The sequence below is a fragment of the Streptomyces sp. NPDC045899 genome (assembly GCF_056431485.1).
This window is the reverse complement of the sequence record NZ_JBWKKP010000008.1, coordinates 70,112-85,480: the sequence shown is the minus strand read 5'-3', so window position 1 is coordinate 85,480 and position 15,369 is coordinate 70,112. Positions and strand designations below refer to the sequence as shown.

Here is a 15,369-nt window from a genome sequence, read left to right as displayed (position 1 = left end):
CCCGCCGCTCACTCCTCCGACGGCGTCGGCGCGCGCACGATCGTGATCAGCCGGTCGGCCGCCTGGAGCGGGCTCGCGTCCGGGTCGTCGTACGCCAGCAGCCGGTGGCCGCGCCGCACCGAGACCACCAGGTCGTCGGTGTCCCGCACCGAACGGCCCACCTCCGCCTTGACCACCGTGCGCTCCACCAGGTCCAGTCCGCTGCCCTGCTGGATCAGGTCCTCGATCACCGCGCCCGCGGTCGGGCTCTGCACGCTCATCCCGAGCAGCCGCCCCGCCGCACTCGCGCTGGTGATCACCGCATCGGCGCCGGACTGGCGCAGCAGCGGCGCGTTCTCCTCCTCCCGCACCGCGGCCACGATGTTGGCGCGCTTGTTGAGCTGCCGTGCCGTCAGGGTGACCAGCACCGCGGTGTCATCGCGCTGGGTCGCGATCACGAACTGCCGCGCCCGTTGCGCCTCCGCCCGCAGCAGCACATCGCTGCGGGTCGCGTCGCCCACGACCCCCGCGTACCCCTCCGCGTTGGCCGCCTCGATCACCTTGTGATTGGGATCGACGACCACCACCTGGTTCTTGCGCAGCCCGGTCGCGCAGAGCGTCTGCACGGCGGACCGCCCCTTGGTCCCGAAGCCGACGACAACGGTGTGATCGCGCAAGGCGGACCTCCAGCGGTTCAAGCGGTACTGCTCACGGGTGCGTTCGGCCAGGACCTCGAGGGTGGTGCCGACCAGGATGATCAGGAAGATCACGCGTAGCGGGGTGACGAGCAGGATGTTGCTGAGCCGCGCGCTGTCGCTGTACGGGACGATGTCGCCGTAACCGGTCGTGGACAGCGTGACGGTCGAGTAGTACACGGAGTCCAGGAAGTCGACGTGGTTGTCGCTGTTGTCGTGGTAGCCGGCCCGGTCCGTGTACACGATGACCACGGTCAGCACCATCACGAACAGGGCCAGCAGCAGTCGGCTGACGACCTGGCGCAGCGGACCCGCCGAGAAGTGGGGCAGCCGGACACGGTGACTGGTGTCCTCGGGGGGACGGGCGGCCGCGTCCTGACTGGGCAGCTTCACGCAAGGGCCTCCGGGGTGGGTATGCCGTCGTCGTCATCGGATCTGCCGGGGGCCGTGGCCCCGGCCGGTACCGCGGGTGTCCTGCCGTACCCGACCGACCAGGGCAGCGGCAGCACCTCGACCGGGTCGTCCAGGTCCGCGCCGCCGGGCGGGACCACGGCGAGCCCGTCCGCCGCCGCGATACCGCGCAGCATCGCCGGACCGCTGAAGCGGAGCGGCAGGGCCGCCCCGCGCCGGAAGGCCACGGGCACCAGCCGGGTGTCGGCCGGATGTCCGCGCACCGCCGCGGCCAGCGGCATCCGGCGCGACTCGGTCCCGGGGCGGGCCCCGAGGGTGCGCAGCAGCGGCTCGGCGAGGGTCAGCAGACCGGAGACGGCGGCCAGCGGATTGCCCGGCAGACCGACCAGGTGCCGGCCGGACGCCAGCCGTGCCAGCAGCATCGGATGCCCCGGCCGTACCTTCACCCCGTCGACCAGCAGCTCCGCCCCCAGGCGGCGCAGTGTGGGGTGCACATGGTCCACCGGTCCGGCCGCGGTGCCGCCGGTCGTGACGATCACATCGGCGGTCGACCCGGCCACGGCCGCGTGGACCGCGTCGGCGTCGTCGGCCAGCCGGCTCGTCCGCACCACCTCGGCGCCGAGCGCCCGCAGCCACGGACCGACCATGGGGCCCAGCGCGTCCCGGATCCGGCCGTCCCGCGGCCGGCCCTCGGTCAGCAGCTCGTCCCCGAGGACGAGGACCTCGACGCGCGGGGCGCGGACGGTGACCAGCTCGTCGTAGCCGGAGGCCGCGGCGAGCCCCAGCACGGCGGGGGTGACCGGGGTGCCCGCGGGCAGCAGGTGATCGCCGCTGCGGCACTCCTGGCCCCGGTTCCGGATGTCCTGGCCCATGGCGACCGGATGGGCGGGAGCGGCGTGGAGCCAGCCGTCACCGCTGTCGGTGCCGTGTTCGGAGCGGAGGACGGCGGTGACGCCGGGCGGGATCCGGGCACCGGTGGCGATGCGGACGGCCCGCCCGTCGGGGAGCGGGGCGGGGGCGCCGTGCCCGGCGAGGACCCCGGGCTCCTCGGGGTCCTGGAGGAGGCGCCAGGGACCGGGACCGGCGAGGGCCCAGCCGTCCATGGCGGAGGTGTCGAACGGCGGAAGGTCGGTGAGGGCCGCGAGGGGCTCGGCGAGGACCTCGCCGAGCGCGTCGGCGAGCGGGCGCACGACGGTGGCGGCGGGCGCCGCTGCCTGCGCTTGGGGGGCTTGGGGGGCTTGGGGGGCGGCGGAGGCGGTCGCGCGGGCGGCGGACCAGGTGTGGGGGGTGGTGGGTACGCCGGGGTCGTCTTCCGGATGCGGGTCCGGGGCCTCCGGTGCGGGGGCCCCGGACCGTCTGTTCCTGGCGCCGGTGCCCGGGGACGTGTGGTCCGTGTGGTCGCGCGGAGACCGGCGCGACATATGCACGAGAGCCTCCAGGGCCCCCACCCCTGCGTCCCCGGTCGCTCCCGTCTCGTCAGCGGCTTCCCCGGCGCTTCCCGGGGTCGCGCGGCGGCGCTCCGGCGGTGGGGTCCGGCGGCCGGTACGTCCGCGGGCGAGGTCGAGGGCGGGGCTGGCCCAGTCCCGTTCCTCGTCGTCGTCCTCGGGCGGGGACGCGGGCGTCGCCCGCTCGTTGGCGAGCGCCAGCGCCTCGTCGACCTCACGGTCGAGCGCCTCGTCGTCCCCCGTCCCGTCGCGTCGCGTCATCCCGCCGACTGCTCCGGTGTCCCGGCCTCGTCGGCCCAACGGGCGGCCAGCGCCGACGCCTTGCGCATCGCCTCGGCCAGCGCCTCGGGTCCGCCGCCCTGGGCCGCGGCATAGCCGACGAGGAAGGTGGTCAGCGGGGCGGCGGGGCGGGCGACTCCGTGCGCGGCGTCGCGTGCCAGGTCGAGCAGGGCGGCGGTGTCGACATCGAGGTCGATCCCGAGTTCGGCCTTGACCGCGGTGATCCATTCATCCAACACGACTCCATGCTCCCTGATCCGCGCACGGGCTGTCGTGATGTCCTCCCAGGTGTCGCAGTCGAAGGACGCCGTCGGGTGGTGGAGGAGACCGAGGGAGAGCTCGGAGGTGAGCAGCCGGAGCGGAAGGCCGGAGAGGCGCCCGTGCTCCGCGGCGAGCAGCGCGAGCTCGCGCCGCAACGCCTCGGCACGATAGGCGGCGACGAGGGGCTGGTCCCGTCCGTCGGCGTCCGTGAGGATCACACCGTCGCCGTCCCCCACCCCGCTGAGCAGGGCGGTCACGGTATCGGCGGTGAGAAAGGGCAGATCGGCGGAGAGCACGACCACGACGGGCGCGGTGGTCTGCCGTACGCCCGCGTCCAGGGCGGCCACGGGCCCGCCGCCCGGCGGCTCCTCGCGGACCCAGCGGACGGGCCGGGCGGTCGGCCTGCGCGGTCCGACGACGACGGTCTCCCCGGCACCCCGGCAGGCGGCCAGCACACGGTCGAGCAGGGCGCGTCCGCCCACCCGCAGAGCGGGTTTGTCCGCCCCACCGAGGCGCCGGGCGGCGCCTCCGGCCAGGATCACAGCGTCATACGCACCGGGAGTCACCCCACGAGTATGGCCCGCGGGGCACGCCCCGACCCCACCCCCACCGGCGCACCAGAGCACCATGAGGCGGCTCCGACCCGACGGCCCACCACCCGCGCCGTATGCCGCGACGCAGACAGGACCGCGGGCGGCCGTGCGGACCACCACCGGCACCGCACGCCAGAGGGACACGACGAGGTCCTGTCCTGCCGGTCTTCGTGAGCCCGCGGTGTCTGGTGCCGGGGGCACCTCCCAGCGGTAGCCGGGGGCGGCTGGGCCAAGCCGCTGACGAGACGGGAGGGGCCGGGGTCGCAGGGGTGGGGGCCCTGGACGCTTCGGGGTCCCCCATGCCGAAGGCCAGGGGCGGATTGTGGCGCCGGTCTCCGCGCGACCACACGGACCCACACGTCCCCGGGCACCGGCGCCAGGAACAGACGGTCCGGGGCCCCCGCACCGGAGGCCCCGGGCCCGCACCCGACCACACCCCGGGCGCACCCAATCCACCTGCGGTCACAACCCCCGCAGCAGCACCATCGGCCGCTCCACACAGTCGGCCACGTACCTCAGGAACCCACCGGCCGTCCCGCCGTCGCACACCCGGTGGTCGAACGTGAACGACAGCTGCACCACATGCCGCACCGCGAGCTCACCCTCGTGCACCCACGGCTTCGGGACGATCCGGCCGACGCCGAGCATCGCCGCCTCCGGGTGGTTGATGATCGGCGTCGATCCGTCGACCCCGAAGACGCCGTAGTTGTTCAGGGTGAACGTGCCCCCCGTCAGCTCCGCCGGGGCGAGCGACCCCGCGCGGGCGGACTCGGTCAGCCGGGCGATCTCCGCGGAGAGCCCCTCGACACTGCGGGCGTGCGCATCGCGCACCACCGGTACGACCAGCCCCCGATCGGTCTGCGCCGCGAAGCCGAGGTGCACCTCGGAGAGACGGACGATCTCGCGGCTCTCCATGTCCACCCGGGCGTTGAGCTCGGGGTAGCGGGCGAGCGCCGCCGTGCAGATGCGGGCCAGGACGGCGAGCAGGGAGACCTTCGGGCCACCGGCGGCGTTCATGGCCGTGCGGGCGGCGAGCAACTCCGTGGCGTCGGCGTCCACCCAGCAGGTGGCGTCGGGGATCTCCCGACGGCTCCGCGCCAGCTTGTCGGCGACCACGCCCCGCAGGCCGCGCAGCGGAACGCGCTCCTCCTGCCCCGACGCCGGAGCGGAGACAGCCGCGGCGAGGCCGTCCGCCATCACCCCGTTGGCGACACCGTTCGTCACACCGCGGCCGACCGCGACGCCGTCGACACCACTGACGCCGCCGCCCCGTACCGCCCGCTCGACATCCGCACGCATGATGAGCCCGTCGGGCCCGGAACCGGTCAGCTCGCGCAGATCGAGACCGTGTTCACGGGCGAGCCGCCGCACCAGCGGTGAGATCACCGGGATCGGCGCATCGGCGGGCCGCTCGTCCGCCGCGGCAACAGCCGGACGGGACACGGTCTCAGCCCCCACGCGCCCGGCCCCGGCCCCCGCCCCGACGGCCACCGCGCCAGCCGGAACCGCCACCGCGGCGGAGGCCGCCCCGGGCCGAACCCGGCGACGCCGCGCGGCCGGGGCGGTCGTGCCGTACCCGACGAGCACATTGCCCGACCCGCCATCGGACGCGGACGCGTCACCGGCGGAACCGGCTCCGCCCCCCGGCTCATCCGCCCCCTCCGGAACGGCGACCGTGAGCAGCGGCGCACCCACCGGCATCTCGGTGCCCTCGTCACCGAAGCGGGCGGTGACCACGCCGCCGTACGGACAGGGCACGTCGACCATGGCCTTGGCGGTCTCGACCTCGACGACCGGCTGGTCGATGGCGACGACATCGCCGACCTGGACCAGCCAGCGCACGATCTCCGCGCCGGTGAGCCCCTCACCCAGATCCGGAAGGGTGAACTCCCGCACCACGGCCATCAGACGGCCCTCCCCTCGGTGAACTCCGACTCCCACTGCAGCCGGGCGACGGCGTCCAGCACCCGGTCCACACCGGGCAGATGGTGCCGCTCGAGCATGGGCGGCGGGTAGGGAATGTCGAACCCGGTGACCCTGAGCACCGGCGCCTCGAGGTGGTGGAAGCACCGCTCGGTGATCCGGGCGGCGATCTCCCCGCCGGGCCCGCCGAACCCGGTGGCCTCGTGGACGACGACAGCCCGCCCGGTGCGGCGGACCGAGGCGCAGACCGTCTCGTCGTCGAAGGGCACGAGCGAGCGCAGATCGACGACCTCGAGGTCCCAGCCCTCGGCACGGGCCGCCTCGGCGGCCTCGAGGCAGATGGGAACGGAGGGTCCGTAGGAGATGAGCGTGGCGCTGCGGCCCCGCCCGGCCCGGCCACCGGCCGGCGCCGTATCGCCCACCGCGGCGCCGCCCGGCCGCCGGACCACGGCCTGTCCGATCGGCGGGACCTCGTCGGGCCGGTCGGGCGACCAGTCGCCCTTGGACCAGTAGAGCCGCTTGGGCTCGAGGAAGACGACGGGGTCGTCGGAGGCGATGGCGGCACGCAGCAGCCCGTAGGCGTCGGCGATGGTCGCGGGGGCGACGACATGGAGGCCGGGGGTGGCCATGTAGTAGATCTCGGAGGAGTCGCTGTGGTGCTCGACCCCGCCGATGCCGCCGCCGTACGGCACCCGCACGGTGATCGGCAGCGGCATGGCGCCGCGCGTCCGGTTGCGCATCTTGGCGACATGGCTGATGAGCTGCTCGAAGGACGGGTACGCGAAGGCGTCGAACTGCATCTCGACGACGGGCCGCAGCCCGTACATCGCCATCCCGACGGCGGTGCCGAGGATGCCCGCCTCGGCCAGCGGCGTATCCGTACAGCGGGTGTCGCCGAACTCCTTGGCGAGCCCGTCGGTGACGCGGAAGACACCGCCGAGGGTGCCGACATCCTCGCCGAGGACGTGGACGGAGGGGTCGGCGGCCATGGCGTCACGCAGGGCGCGGCCGAGGGCCTGGGCCATGGTCGCGGGCTTGCGGGCGGTGCCGGTCCCGGCGGCTGTGGCGGTGGTCATCGTGCACCCTTTTCGGATTCGTCGGCCTCGGCCTCGGCCTCGAGCTCGGCGCGGAGCTGGGCCGCCTGCTCACGCAGCTGGCTGGTCTTGTCGGCGTAGATGTGCTCGAAGAGCTCCATGGGATCGACGACCGGCTCCTGGTTCATCCGCTCGCGCAGACCGGCGGCGAGCCGCTCCGCGGACTCGCGCACGGCTTCCACGCTCCGGTCGTCGAGCAGATCGCGGTCCCGCATCGCGTCCTCCAGGAGCGCTATCGGGTCATGTGCCCGCCATGCCTCGACCTCGTCGTCGGTCCGGTAGCGGGTGGCGTCGTCCGCGTTGGTGTGGGCGTCCATCCGGTAGGTGACGGCCTCGACGAGGGTGGGGCCCCCGCCGGCGCGGGCCCTGCGCACGGCCTCGTCGAGGACCTGGTGGACGGCGGCCGCGTCATTGCCGTCGACCAGACGGCCGGGCATGCCGTAGCCGACGGCCTTGTGGGCGAGCGAGGGCGCGGCGGTCTGCTTGGCGAGCGGGACGGAGATCGCGAAGCCGTTGTTCTGGACGAGGAAGACGACCGGTGCCTGCCAGACGGCGGCGAAGTTCAGGGCCTCGTGGAAGTCGCCCTCGCTGGTGCCGCCGTCGCCGACGAGGGCGAGGGCCACCACGTCATCGCCCTTGAGGCGGGCGGCGTGGGCCAGCCCGACCGCGTGCGGCAGCTGGGTGGCGAGCGGGGTGGACAGGGGAGCGACGCGGTGGTCGCGCGGGTCGTAGCCGGAGTGCCAGTCGCCGCGGAGCAGGGTGAGTGCCTGGACCGGGTCGAGGCCGCGTACGACGGCGGCGAGGGTGTCGCGGTAGCTGGGGAAGAGCCAGTCGCGCTCCTCGAGCACCAGACCCGCGGCCACCTGACAGGCTTCCTGACCGGTGGAGGACGGATAGACGGCCAGACGGCCCTGCCGGGTCAGCGCGGTGGCCTGCGCGTTGTACCGGCGGCCGTGCACCAGCTCGCGGTGGAGCCTGGTGAGCAGGTCGGCGGCGACGTCCGCGGCGGCCGCGGTGCCCAGCAGGCGGTACGGCTCGGCGTCGGGCAGCAGCGGCGCGGCGTCGGCGCGGGGCCGCCAGGCGGGCGGGGGAGTGGGCCGGTAGGCACCGGGCTGCTCAAGGACCGTCATGACGCGACCTCCGGGACTTGAGGGAGGTGGTGCTCAGCACCTCGCTCGAGGGTGGTAGGTGGAAGACAGGCGGGCGGACAGCAGGAACGTGAGGCACGCCACAGCGGCACCCCTCCCTACCGATTGTTCGGTCGCTGACGCATTTTGGCTACAGGCGACCCCAGCCTGTGGACAAACGGTTCCGCGCCCCCTGAGATGAAGACAGGATGTCCATTCAGGGGAGGCGGGGCGGTATGCGGGACGAACAGATGGCCCATTCGGACGGCAAACCGCCCGCTCGGCCACTGGACTCCATCGACCGCGACATCCTCCGTCTGCTACGGGCGGACGGCCGGGCCTCGATACGCTCCGTGGCGGATCAGGTACACGTGTCCAGGGCCAATGCCTACGCCCGGATCAACCGTCTGATCGACGATGGGGTGATCCGCGGTTTCAGCGCCCGGGTGGACCAGGAGCGGGCCGGTCAGGGCGCGTCCGCGTACATCACGCTGAAGATCGTCCAGAATTCCTGGCGCACCGTGCGCGAGCAGCTCAGGGAGCTTCCGGGCGCCGCCCACATCGCACTGGTCAGCGGGGATTTCGATGTGCTGCTGCTGGTGCACACCCCGGACAACCGCTCGCTGCGCGAGCTGGTCCTCACCCGGATCCAGGCGATGCCGGAGGTACTGAGCACCCGGACGCTGCTGGTCTTCGAGGAGACGGACCTCGATTCGGAGCCGTGACCGGCCCCGGCTCAGGCCCCCTCGGTCTTGGTGCGCAGACCGGCGAAGGCGGTGTGCACCACCGCGTCGGCGACCTCGTCGGAGGTCGCGGCCCCACCGCGGCCCGGCCGGTACCACTCGACAATCGAGTTGATCATGCCGAAGAGCAGCCGGGTGGCCAGCCGCGCGTCCACGTCCGTCCGGAGGTCACCCTCGGCCGCGGCCTGCTTGAGCAGTTCGGCGACCTGGTGGTCGAACTCCCGGCGGCGTTCCATGGCCCAGCGCTCGGTGTCGGTGTTGCCCCGGACGCGGAGCAGCAGCGTGACGTAGGCCAGCTCCGTCATCAGCACCTCGGTGGTGCGCCGGACGACGTGCTCCAGCCGCTCCACGGCCCGGCCCTCGCGCGCGGCCGGCTCCTGCAGGATGCCGAACAGACCGTCCAGCGCCCGGCTTATGGCCAGCCGCAGCAGCTCTTCCTTGCCCTTGACGTGGTGGTAGATCGACGACTTGGAGATCCCCGCGGCGCGGGAGAGGTGCTCCATGGAGGTGCCGTCGTAGCCGCGCTCGTTGAACACCTCGACGGCAACCGCGAGCAGCGATTCGGGCGTATAGGTGTCGCGCTTGGCCATGGTCATGATTAGAGCAGCTCTTCCTGGCGGGCGGCACGCCGGATCAGCGCCTGGGAAGGCGCGTAGCGGCCGGTGGGGTAGGAGTCATGGAGGTGGCGCAGGGTGTCGCGCACCCAGCGGGCGCCGAGTTCGTCGCCCCACTCCAGCGGACCGCGCGGGTAGTTGACCCCGGACCGCATGGCGGTGTCGACGTCCTGGGGGCTCGCCACCTCCCGCGCGACGGCGTCCAGGGCGAAGTCGACGAGCATCGCGACGGTACGGGCCACGATCATCCCGGGGACGTCCCGGACCACGCTGACCTGCTTGCCGAGCGCCTGGAACAGCCCGATCGCGGTCCGTACGGACTCCGGGGAGGCGGTCCCGGACGGGGCGAGGGCGATCCGTGAGGCGGTGCGGTAGTCCAGGGCGAGGTCGAAGTGGATACGGGCGGCGCGGCCGGTGGTGGCCGGCGAGCCTTCGGTCAGCGACAGCGGGGTGCCGTCGGGGAGGACCAGATGTCCCCCCGCGGACCGGGGCTCACGGGCGACCGTGATCCCGGCTTCCTCGATGAGCCCGACGAGCGCGGCCGCAGGCCCCAGGTCACCGTGCAGGACCACCTTGTCGGGGGCTTCGCAGGGTTCCGCGGTGTGCGGGGCGGGGCGCGGGGCGTCCTCCGCGTGGTCGAACCAGCCGTGGCCTGACTTGCGCCCGTGCCGCCCGGCGTCGACGAGCTGCCGCTGGGCGAGGGAGGGGGTGAATTTCGGATCGTGGAAGAAGGATTCCCAGACGGAGCGGGTGACGGCCTCGTTGACGTCCTGGCCGATCAGGTCGGTCAGCTCGAAGGGCCCCATCCGGAAGCCTCCGGACTCGCGCAGCACGGCGTCGATGGTGGCGGGGTCGGCGGCGCGCTCCTCATGGACGCGGAAGGCCTCGGCGTAGAAGGGGCGGGCGAGCCGGTTGACGATGAAGCCGGGGGTGTCGGCGCAGCGTACGGGCGTCTTGCCCCAGGCGGCGACGGTCTCGTACGCACGGTCGGCGGCGGCCTGGTCCGTGGCGGCGCCGCGGACGACCTCGACCAGCGGCAGCAGCGGGGCGGGGTTGAAGAAGTGCAGCCCGACGAAGCGGCCCGGCAGCCGCAGGGCGCCCGCGACGGCCGTGACGGAGAGCGAGGAGGTGTTGGTCGCCAGCACACAGCGGTCGGAGACGACCGACTCCAGCGCGGTGAACAGCTGCTGCTTGGCGCCCAGTTCCTCGAGGATCGCCTCGATGGCGAGGTCCGCGTCGGCCAGCTCCTCGATGGCGGCGACCGGCGCGAGCCGGCCGAGGGCCGCGTCACGGCCGGCCGCGGTGAGACGGCCCTTGTCCACCAGTCGGCCGAGCCGGGCGGCGATGGCCCCGACGGCGTGGTCCGCCCGGCCGGGCGCGGCGTCGTAGAGCCGTACGGGATGTCCGGCGACCAGTGCCACCTGGGCGATCCCCTGGCCCATGGTGCCGGTGCCGATGACGGCGACGGTGCTGGTGTGCGCCGGTTCCCGGTCGATCGCAGTCATGCCGCTGATCCTCTCGGACGAAGTTATCCACAGGTTCGCCAGGCCCTCTTGTCCCGACCGATCGTTCGGTTAATCTAACTCTGTCGACCATCCCAGCCCAGCTCAATCCCAGCCCGCCGAGGAGTTGGTCAGTCGTGACCACCGGACTCACCACCGCGCAGTTGACCGAGATGCACCGCCCCACCCTCGACCAGGCACTGGAGGCGATCCGTACCCGCGCGTACTGGTCCCCGCACCCCGAGCACCCCAAGGCCTACGGACCGGAGGGCAAGACGGGCCGCCCGAGCCTGGGCATCCCCGAGGGCCTCGCCGCGTTCGAGGCGCTGCGCGGCACCCGCTTCGACCTGGACCAGCCGGGCACCGACGGCTGGACGGGCTCGGAGGTCTCGCCGTACGGCGCGGAGATGGGCATGGAGTATCCGCACCCGGATATCGATGTCCTCCTCCCCGCGATGAAGGCGGGGATGCCCGCCTGGCGGGACGCCGGTCCCGAGACGCGCGCCCTGGTCTGCCTGGAGATCCTGGCCCGGATCAGCGCCCGCTCCCATGAGTTCGCCCAGGCCGTGATGCACACCAGTGGCCAGGCGTACATGATGGCGTTCCAGGCGGGCAGCCCCCACGCCCAGGACCGCGGGCTGGAGGCGGTGGCCTATGCCTTCGCCGAGCAGACCCGTACCCCGCAGTCGGCCGAGTGGTCCAAGCCCCAGGGCAAGCGGGATCCGCTGCGGCTGGACAAGACGTTCACCGCCGTTCCGCGCGGTATCGCGCTGCTGATCGGCTGCAACACCTTCCCCACCTGGAATGGCTACCCGGGGCTCTTCGCCTCGCTGGCCACCGGAAACCCGGTGCTGGTCAAACCGCATCCGCAGGCCGTGCTGCCGCTGGCACTGACCGTCCAGGCCGCGCGCGAGGTGCTGCGCGAGGCGGGCTTCGACCCCAATCTGGTGACGCTGGCCGCCGAGCGGCCGGACGAGGGCATCGCCAAGGCGCTCGCCGTGCGCCCCGAGATCCGCGTGATCGACTACACGGGCTCGACCGCCTTCGGCGACTGGCTGGAGACGCACGCCCGCCAGGCCCAGGTCTTCACCGAGAAGGCCGGGGTCAACACGGTCATCATCGACTCCACCGGTGACTACCAGGGCATGCTGGCCAATCTGGCGTTCTCGCTGTCCCTCTACAGCGGCCAGATGTGCACCACCCCTCAGAACCTGCTGATCCCCCGGGACGGCATCACCACCGAGGCCGGACCCAAGTCGTACGACGAGGTGGTGGCCGATCTCGGCGCCGCGGTCGAGGGGCTGCTCGGCGATGACGCACGGGCGAGCGCGCTGCTGGGCGCGATCGTCGGTCCCCGGGTGCAGGAGCGGCTGGAGGCCGCGCCGGGGCTCGGCGGGGTCGCGCTGGCCTCACGCTCGGTGACCCACCCCGAGTTCCCGGACGCCACGGTCCGTACGCCGCTGATGGTGAAGGCGGACGGGGCGCGGAAGTTCTGGGAGGCGGCGGACGCGGACGCGCCGTATCTGGACGAGTGCTTCGGGCCGGTCTCGTTCGCCGTCGCGGTGGACTCCGCGGCGGACGCGGTCGCCCTGCTGCGGCGCACCACCCGGGACAAGGGCGCGATGACCGTCGGCGCGTACACCACCTCGCCCGAGGTGGAGCGGCTGGTCGAGGAGGCGTGTCTGGAGGAGTGCGCGCAGCTCTCGCTCAACCTGACCGGCGGGGTCTATGTGAACCAGACCGCGGCCTTCTCCGACTTCCACGGTTCCGGCGGCAATCCGTCGGCCAACGCCACCCTGTGCGACGGCGCCTTCGTGGCCGGCCGCTTCCGCATGATCGAGGTGCGGCGCCAGGCGTAGCGCCCGTCGGGTCCGCGCGGCGGCGGCTCAGCCGGCCGCCGCGTGGACCCGCACCCAGCTGTGCATCGCGATGGCCGCCGCCGCACCCGCGTTGATCGAGCGGGTGGAGCCGAACTGCGCGATCGAGCACACCATGGCCGCGTGACGGCGGGCCTCCTCCGTCAGCCCCGGCCCCTCTTGGCCGAAGAGCAGCACACAGCGGCGCGGCAGTTCGGTGGTCTCCAGCGGCACCGCGCCCGGGAGGTTGTCGATACCGATCACCGGCAGCCCCTCGGCGGCGGCCCAGGCGGTGAGCTCGGCGGTGTCCGGATGGTGCCGGACGTGCTGATAGCGGTCGGTGACCATGGCCCCGCGCCGGTTCCAGCGCCGTCGCCCCACGATGTGGATCTCCTTCGCCAGGAACGCGTTGGCCGTGCGTACCACGCTCCCGATGTTGAAGTCGTGGCTCCAGTTCTCGATGGCCACATGGAAGTCATGGCGGCGGGTGTCGAGGTCGGCGACGATCGCCTCACGGGTCCAGTAGCGGTAGGGGTCGGCAACATTGCGGCGGTCACCGTGTTCGAGCAGCTCCGGGTCGTAGCGGTCGCCGGTCGGCCAGGGGCGGGGGTGCGGGCCGACGCCGACCTCGGGCGTGAAGCCCTCGTCGTACTGGACCGGTTCCTGGGCGCTGCTGCCGCCGGGGTGGATGTCGCTGCTCACCCGATGAGCGTACGGGCCCGGGGCTCCTCGTCGCGCTCCGGAGCCCGTGGCCCGCGCAGCCGCCGCACCCGCGCCACCACCCGGCTCCGGACCCCGGTCGCACGGGCGCCGGCCCACAGCAGGAAGGCCGTGGGCAGGAACACCGCGTCGGCGGCGAGCGCGGCGAGCGAGAAGAAGGGCAGCCCCAGCATGATCGCTATGCCGAGGTGCTCCAGCATCAGCAGGACGAGCATCACATTCTTGGCCCGCCGGTTGAGCAGGGTGAAGGGGAAGGCGACCTGCATGATCACCGTGCCGTAGGTCAGCACCATCACCAGCGTGCCGTTGGACGACATGAGATCGGCGAGACCGGGCCAGGGCGCGAAGTAATCCAGGTGCAGCGGGTAGTACAGGGCGGTGCCGTCCTGCCAGCGCGAGCCCTGGATCTTGTACCAGCCGGCCGTGGCGTAGAGCAGACACACCTCACCCATGATCACCAGCAGGGTGCCGTTGTGCGCGAGGTTGGCGAGCACGTCCAGGACGGTGCGCGGCTCCCCCGGCGCGTAGCGCCCCACCAGCCACCAGCCGGCCTGCACGATCCACAGCCCCCACAGGACCGTGCCCCAGCCGATCCCGGGCAGCGGCCCGTCGGCCGTCAGCGAGAGCCGGGCGTCGGTGAACAGCTGCGCCCAGAGGAGCACCGGACCCAGCACGGCCCAGAGCACGACACCCGTCGTATCGCGGGAGGGTTCCTTGCGCCGCGCCGCCCGGCGGGCGTCCAGCGACCACACCTGTCCGCACCGGGTCAGTGCCAGATAGGTCGCCATCAGATGGATGAGGTTGTCGCCGCCGTCGCCGATGAAGACGCTGCGGTTCTGGAGCGACAGCACACCGAGCATGAAGAGCACGGACATGGTGCGGGTGCGCCAGCCGAGCAGGAGGAGCACGCTCGACACGATGCCCAGGGTGTAGACGATCTCGAACCAGAGGGTGCTGTCGGTCCATATCAGCGCGCTGAAGGCGCGGTTGGTGTCCAGCAGCCGGTTGGCCATGTCCCAGCTCATCGGGGAGTCGGGCCCGTACAGCTCGCGGCGGTGGGGCCATTCCCGCAGCAGGAAGAGCAGCCAGGTGAAGGAGAACCCGATCCGGACGATCGCGGTCTGGTACGGGCCGAGCGCCGCACCGCTGACGCGGGCGTGACCGCGCGCCACGGCGGAGTGCAGCCGGTCGCCGAGCCGTGCGCGCCCGCCGGGCCCGGTGGGCGGCCGCTCGGAGTCGGGCGGGGGCGTGGCGCCGGGCTCCGGCTCCGGCTCGGATGCGTTCGAGGGGGTTGCGGGCGCGGTCACCGGCTCTTCGCCTCCGGAAGGTCGTCGCCGGTCACCGGCCACCACGGCAGGAGGCGGTAGACCGTCTTGGTGCCGATCTTCTCGTCGCTCCACGACGGCGCGGGCAAGGCGGTGGTCGCGGACCGCACCTGGATCCGCTCCACGGTGCCGCCGTCTTCCTCGCGGCCGAAGCGGAGCATCACGATCCGGCGGATGTACTGCTCGAAGAGCGGACCGCGCTCCCCGACCGACCGGTCCTGCTCATCGTGCGAGGAGACGTAGAACTCCCATGCCCGCCGCAGCTCGTTCTGCTGGGTGTGGCTGGGCAGCGGATTGTGCCGGATGGCCGCGCCGTCCTCCGCCGAGAGGTTTCTCCACCTGGTGGTCGCGGTCCCGCCGTCGGCCGTGCGGATCTCCGCGCGGGCCTGGACGGCGATGTTCTGCTGGAGCGGATTGGGGGCGAACAGCTTCCAGTTCCGCTCGAACTCCGGATAGACGTAGTCGTCGATGGCCTCGCCGTGCTGCTCGGTGAGCGTGTTGGACGGCGCGACGTTCAGGAACGCCATCCCGAGGTGGATGGCGGCCGCCACGGCCGCGATCGCGGTGGCCACCGCGATGATCAGCTGGGCGGGCAGGGAGAGCGACGCGAGCCGTCGCGCCGTCTCGTCGTCCGTCTCCGGCTCCGCCATACCCGCCCGCTCCGATGGTGTCCGGGGCTCCCGCCCGCCTGGCCGGCCGCGTCATCCGCGGTCCCTCACGCCCCCGGAACGGTACCCATGCGGAACCGTCGGCACAGCGCCCTCGACGTTATCCACAGGCTTGACACCCTACGTTCCCGCGG

13 protein-coding genes are annotated in these 15,369 nt (G+C 73.0%); 2 read left to right on the top strand and 11 right to left on the bottom strand.

The annotated features are described in order from the left end of the window. Positions 1 to 8 precede the first annotated feature (8 nt). The 6 genes from AC07FT_RS14280 to pdhA all read right to left on the bottom strand — a co-directional run bounded on the left by AC07FT_RS14280 (position 9) and on the right by pdhA (position 7,810). Positions 9 to 1,067: a potassium channel family protein gene (locus AC07FT_RS14280; RefSeq protein WP_431772046.1), complete on the bottom strand. Its 1,059-nt coding sequence runs from the start codon at positions 1,065 to 1,067 to the stop codon at positions 9 to 11. Beyond that, positions 1,064 to 2,506, bottom strand: coding sequence for a molybdopterin molybdotransferase MoeA (locus AC07FT_RS14275; protein ID WP_479176624.1), 1,443 nt, complete (start codon positions 2,504 to 2,506; stop codon positions 1,064 to 1,066). The genes AC07FT_RS14280 and AC07FT_RS14275 overlap by 4 nt, the downstream gene beginning before the upstream one ends. A gap of 281 nt (positions 2,507 to 2,787) precedes the next feature. Continuing rightward, the gene (locus AC07FT_RS14270; RefSeq protein ID WP_479176474.1) at positions 2,788 to 3,699 is read right to left on the bottom strand and encodes an NTP transferase domain-containing protein; all 912 of its coding nucleotides are present in this window, start codon (positions 3,697 to 3,699) and stop codon (positions 2,788 to 2,790) included. Positions 3,700 to 4,125: 426 nt separating this feature from the next. Then, entirely contained in the window at positions 4,126 to 5,568 is a 1,443-nt protein-coding gene (locus tag AC07FT_RS14265) for a dihydrolipoamide acetyltransferase family protein (protein ID WP_479176473.1), read from the bottom strand. Further along, positions 5,568 to 6,662 carry an alpha-ketoacid dehydrogenase subunit beta gene (locus AC07FT_RS14260; RefSeq protein ID WP_254751768.1) on the bottom strand — a complete coding sequence of 365 codons (1,095 nt, stop codon included), beginning with the start codon at positions 6,660 to 6,662 and terminating at the stop codon, positions 5,568 to 5,570. The genes AC07FT_RS14265 and AC07FT_RS14260 overlap by 1 nt, the downstream gene beginning before the upstream one ends. Beyond that, positions 6,659 to 7,810 (bottom strand): pyruvate dehydrogenase (acetyl-transferring) E1 component subunit alpha, encoded by a 1,152-nt coding sequence (pdhA, locus tag AC07FT_RS14255; RefSeq protein ID WP_432587441.1) that lies wholly within the window; start codon positions 7,808 to 7,810, stop codon positions 6,659 to 6,661. The genes AC07FT_RS14260 and pdhA overlap by 4 nt, the downstream gene beginning before the upstream one ends. Positions 7,811 to 8,043: 233 nt before the next feature. Here pdhA and AC07FT_RS14250 point away from each other — a divergent pair, with 233 nt between their 5' ends. Further along, the gene (locus AC07FT_RS14250; protein ID WP_254751764.1) at positions 8,044 to 8,532 is read left to right on the top strand and encodes an Lrp/AsnC family transcriptional regulator; all 489 of its coding nucleotides are present in this window, start codon (positions 8,044 to 8,046) and stop codon (positions 8,530 to 8,532) included. A gap of 11 nt (positions 8,533 to 8,543) precedes the next feature. Here the strand turns inward: AC07FT_RS14250 and AC07FT_RS14245 are convergent, their stop codons facing one another. Together AC07FT_RS14245 and AC07FT_RS14240 are read right to left on the bottom strand one after the other, a co-directional pair. Further along, positions 8,544 to 9,146: a TetR/AcrR family transcriptional regulator gene (locus tag AC07FT_RS14245; protein ID WP_479176472.1), complete on the bottom strand. Its 603-nt coding sequence runs from the start codon at positions 9,144 to 9,146 to the stop codon at positions 8,544 to 8,546. A 2-nt stretch (positions 9,147 to 9,148) separates the two neighbouring features. After that, positions 9,149 to 10,669 (bottom strand): 3-hydroxyacyl-CoA dehydrogenase, encoded by a 1,521-nt coding sequence (locus AC07FT_RS14240; RefSeq protein ID WP_479176471.1) that lies wholly within the window; start codon positions 10,667 to 10,669, stop codon positions 9,149 to 9,151. A 134-nt stretch (positions 10,670 to 10,803) separates the two neighbouring features. Between AC07FT_RS14240 and paaN the strand changes: the two genes are divergently transcribed. Further along, positions 10,804 to 12,525 carry a phenylacetic acid degradation protein PaaN gene (paaN, locus tag AC07FT_RS14235; RefSeq protein ID WP_479176470.1) on the top strand — a complete coding sequence of 574 codons (1,722 nt, stop codon included), beginning with the start codon at positions 10,804 to 10,806 and terminating at the stop codon, positions 12,523 to 12,525. A gap of 27 nt (positions 12,526 to 12,552) precedes the next feature. Here the strand turns inward: paaN and AC07FT_RS14230 are convergent, their stop codons facing one another. Genes AC07FT_RS14230 through AC07FT_RS14220 form a run of 3 tightly spaced genes read right to left on the bottom strand, consistent with a single transcriptional unit; the run spans position 12,553 to position 15,217 of the window. Then, positions 12,553 to 13,224, bottom strand: coding sequence for a TrmH family RNA methyltransferase (locus AC07FT_RS14230; protein WP_431772039.1), 672 nt, complete (start codon positions 13,222 to 13,224; stop codon positions 12,553 to 12,555). After that, positions 13,221 to 14,549, bottom strand: coding sequence for an HTTM domain-containing protein (locus tag AC07FT_RS14225; protein ID WP_479176469.1), 1,329 nt, complete (start codon positions 14,547 to 14,549; stop codon positions 13,221 to 13,223). Before AC07FT_RS14225 ends, AC07FT_RS14230 begins: the two co-directional genes overlap by 4 nt. After that, a complete protein-coding gene (locus AC07FT_RS14220) occupies positions 14,546 to 15,217 on the bottom strand; it encodes a DUF5819 family protein (protein ID WP_479176468.1) in 672 nt (223 codons plus the stop codon). Before AC07FT_RS14220 ends, AC07FT_RS14225 begins: the two co-directional genes overlap by 4 nt. Positions 15,218 to 15,369: the final 152 nt, after the last annotated feature.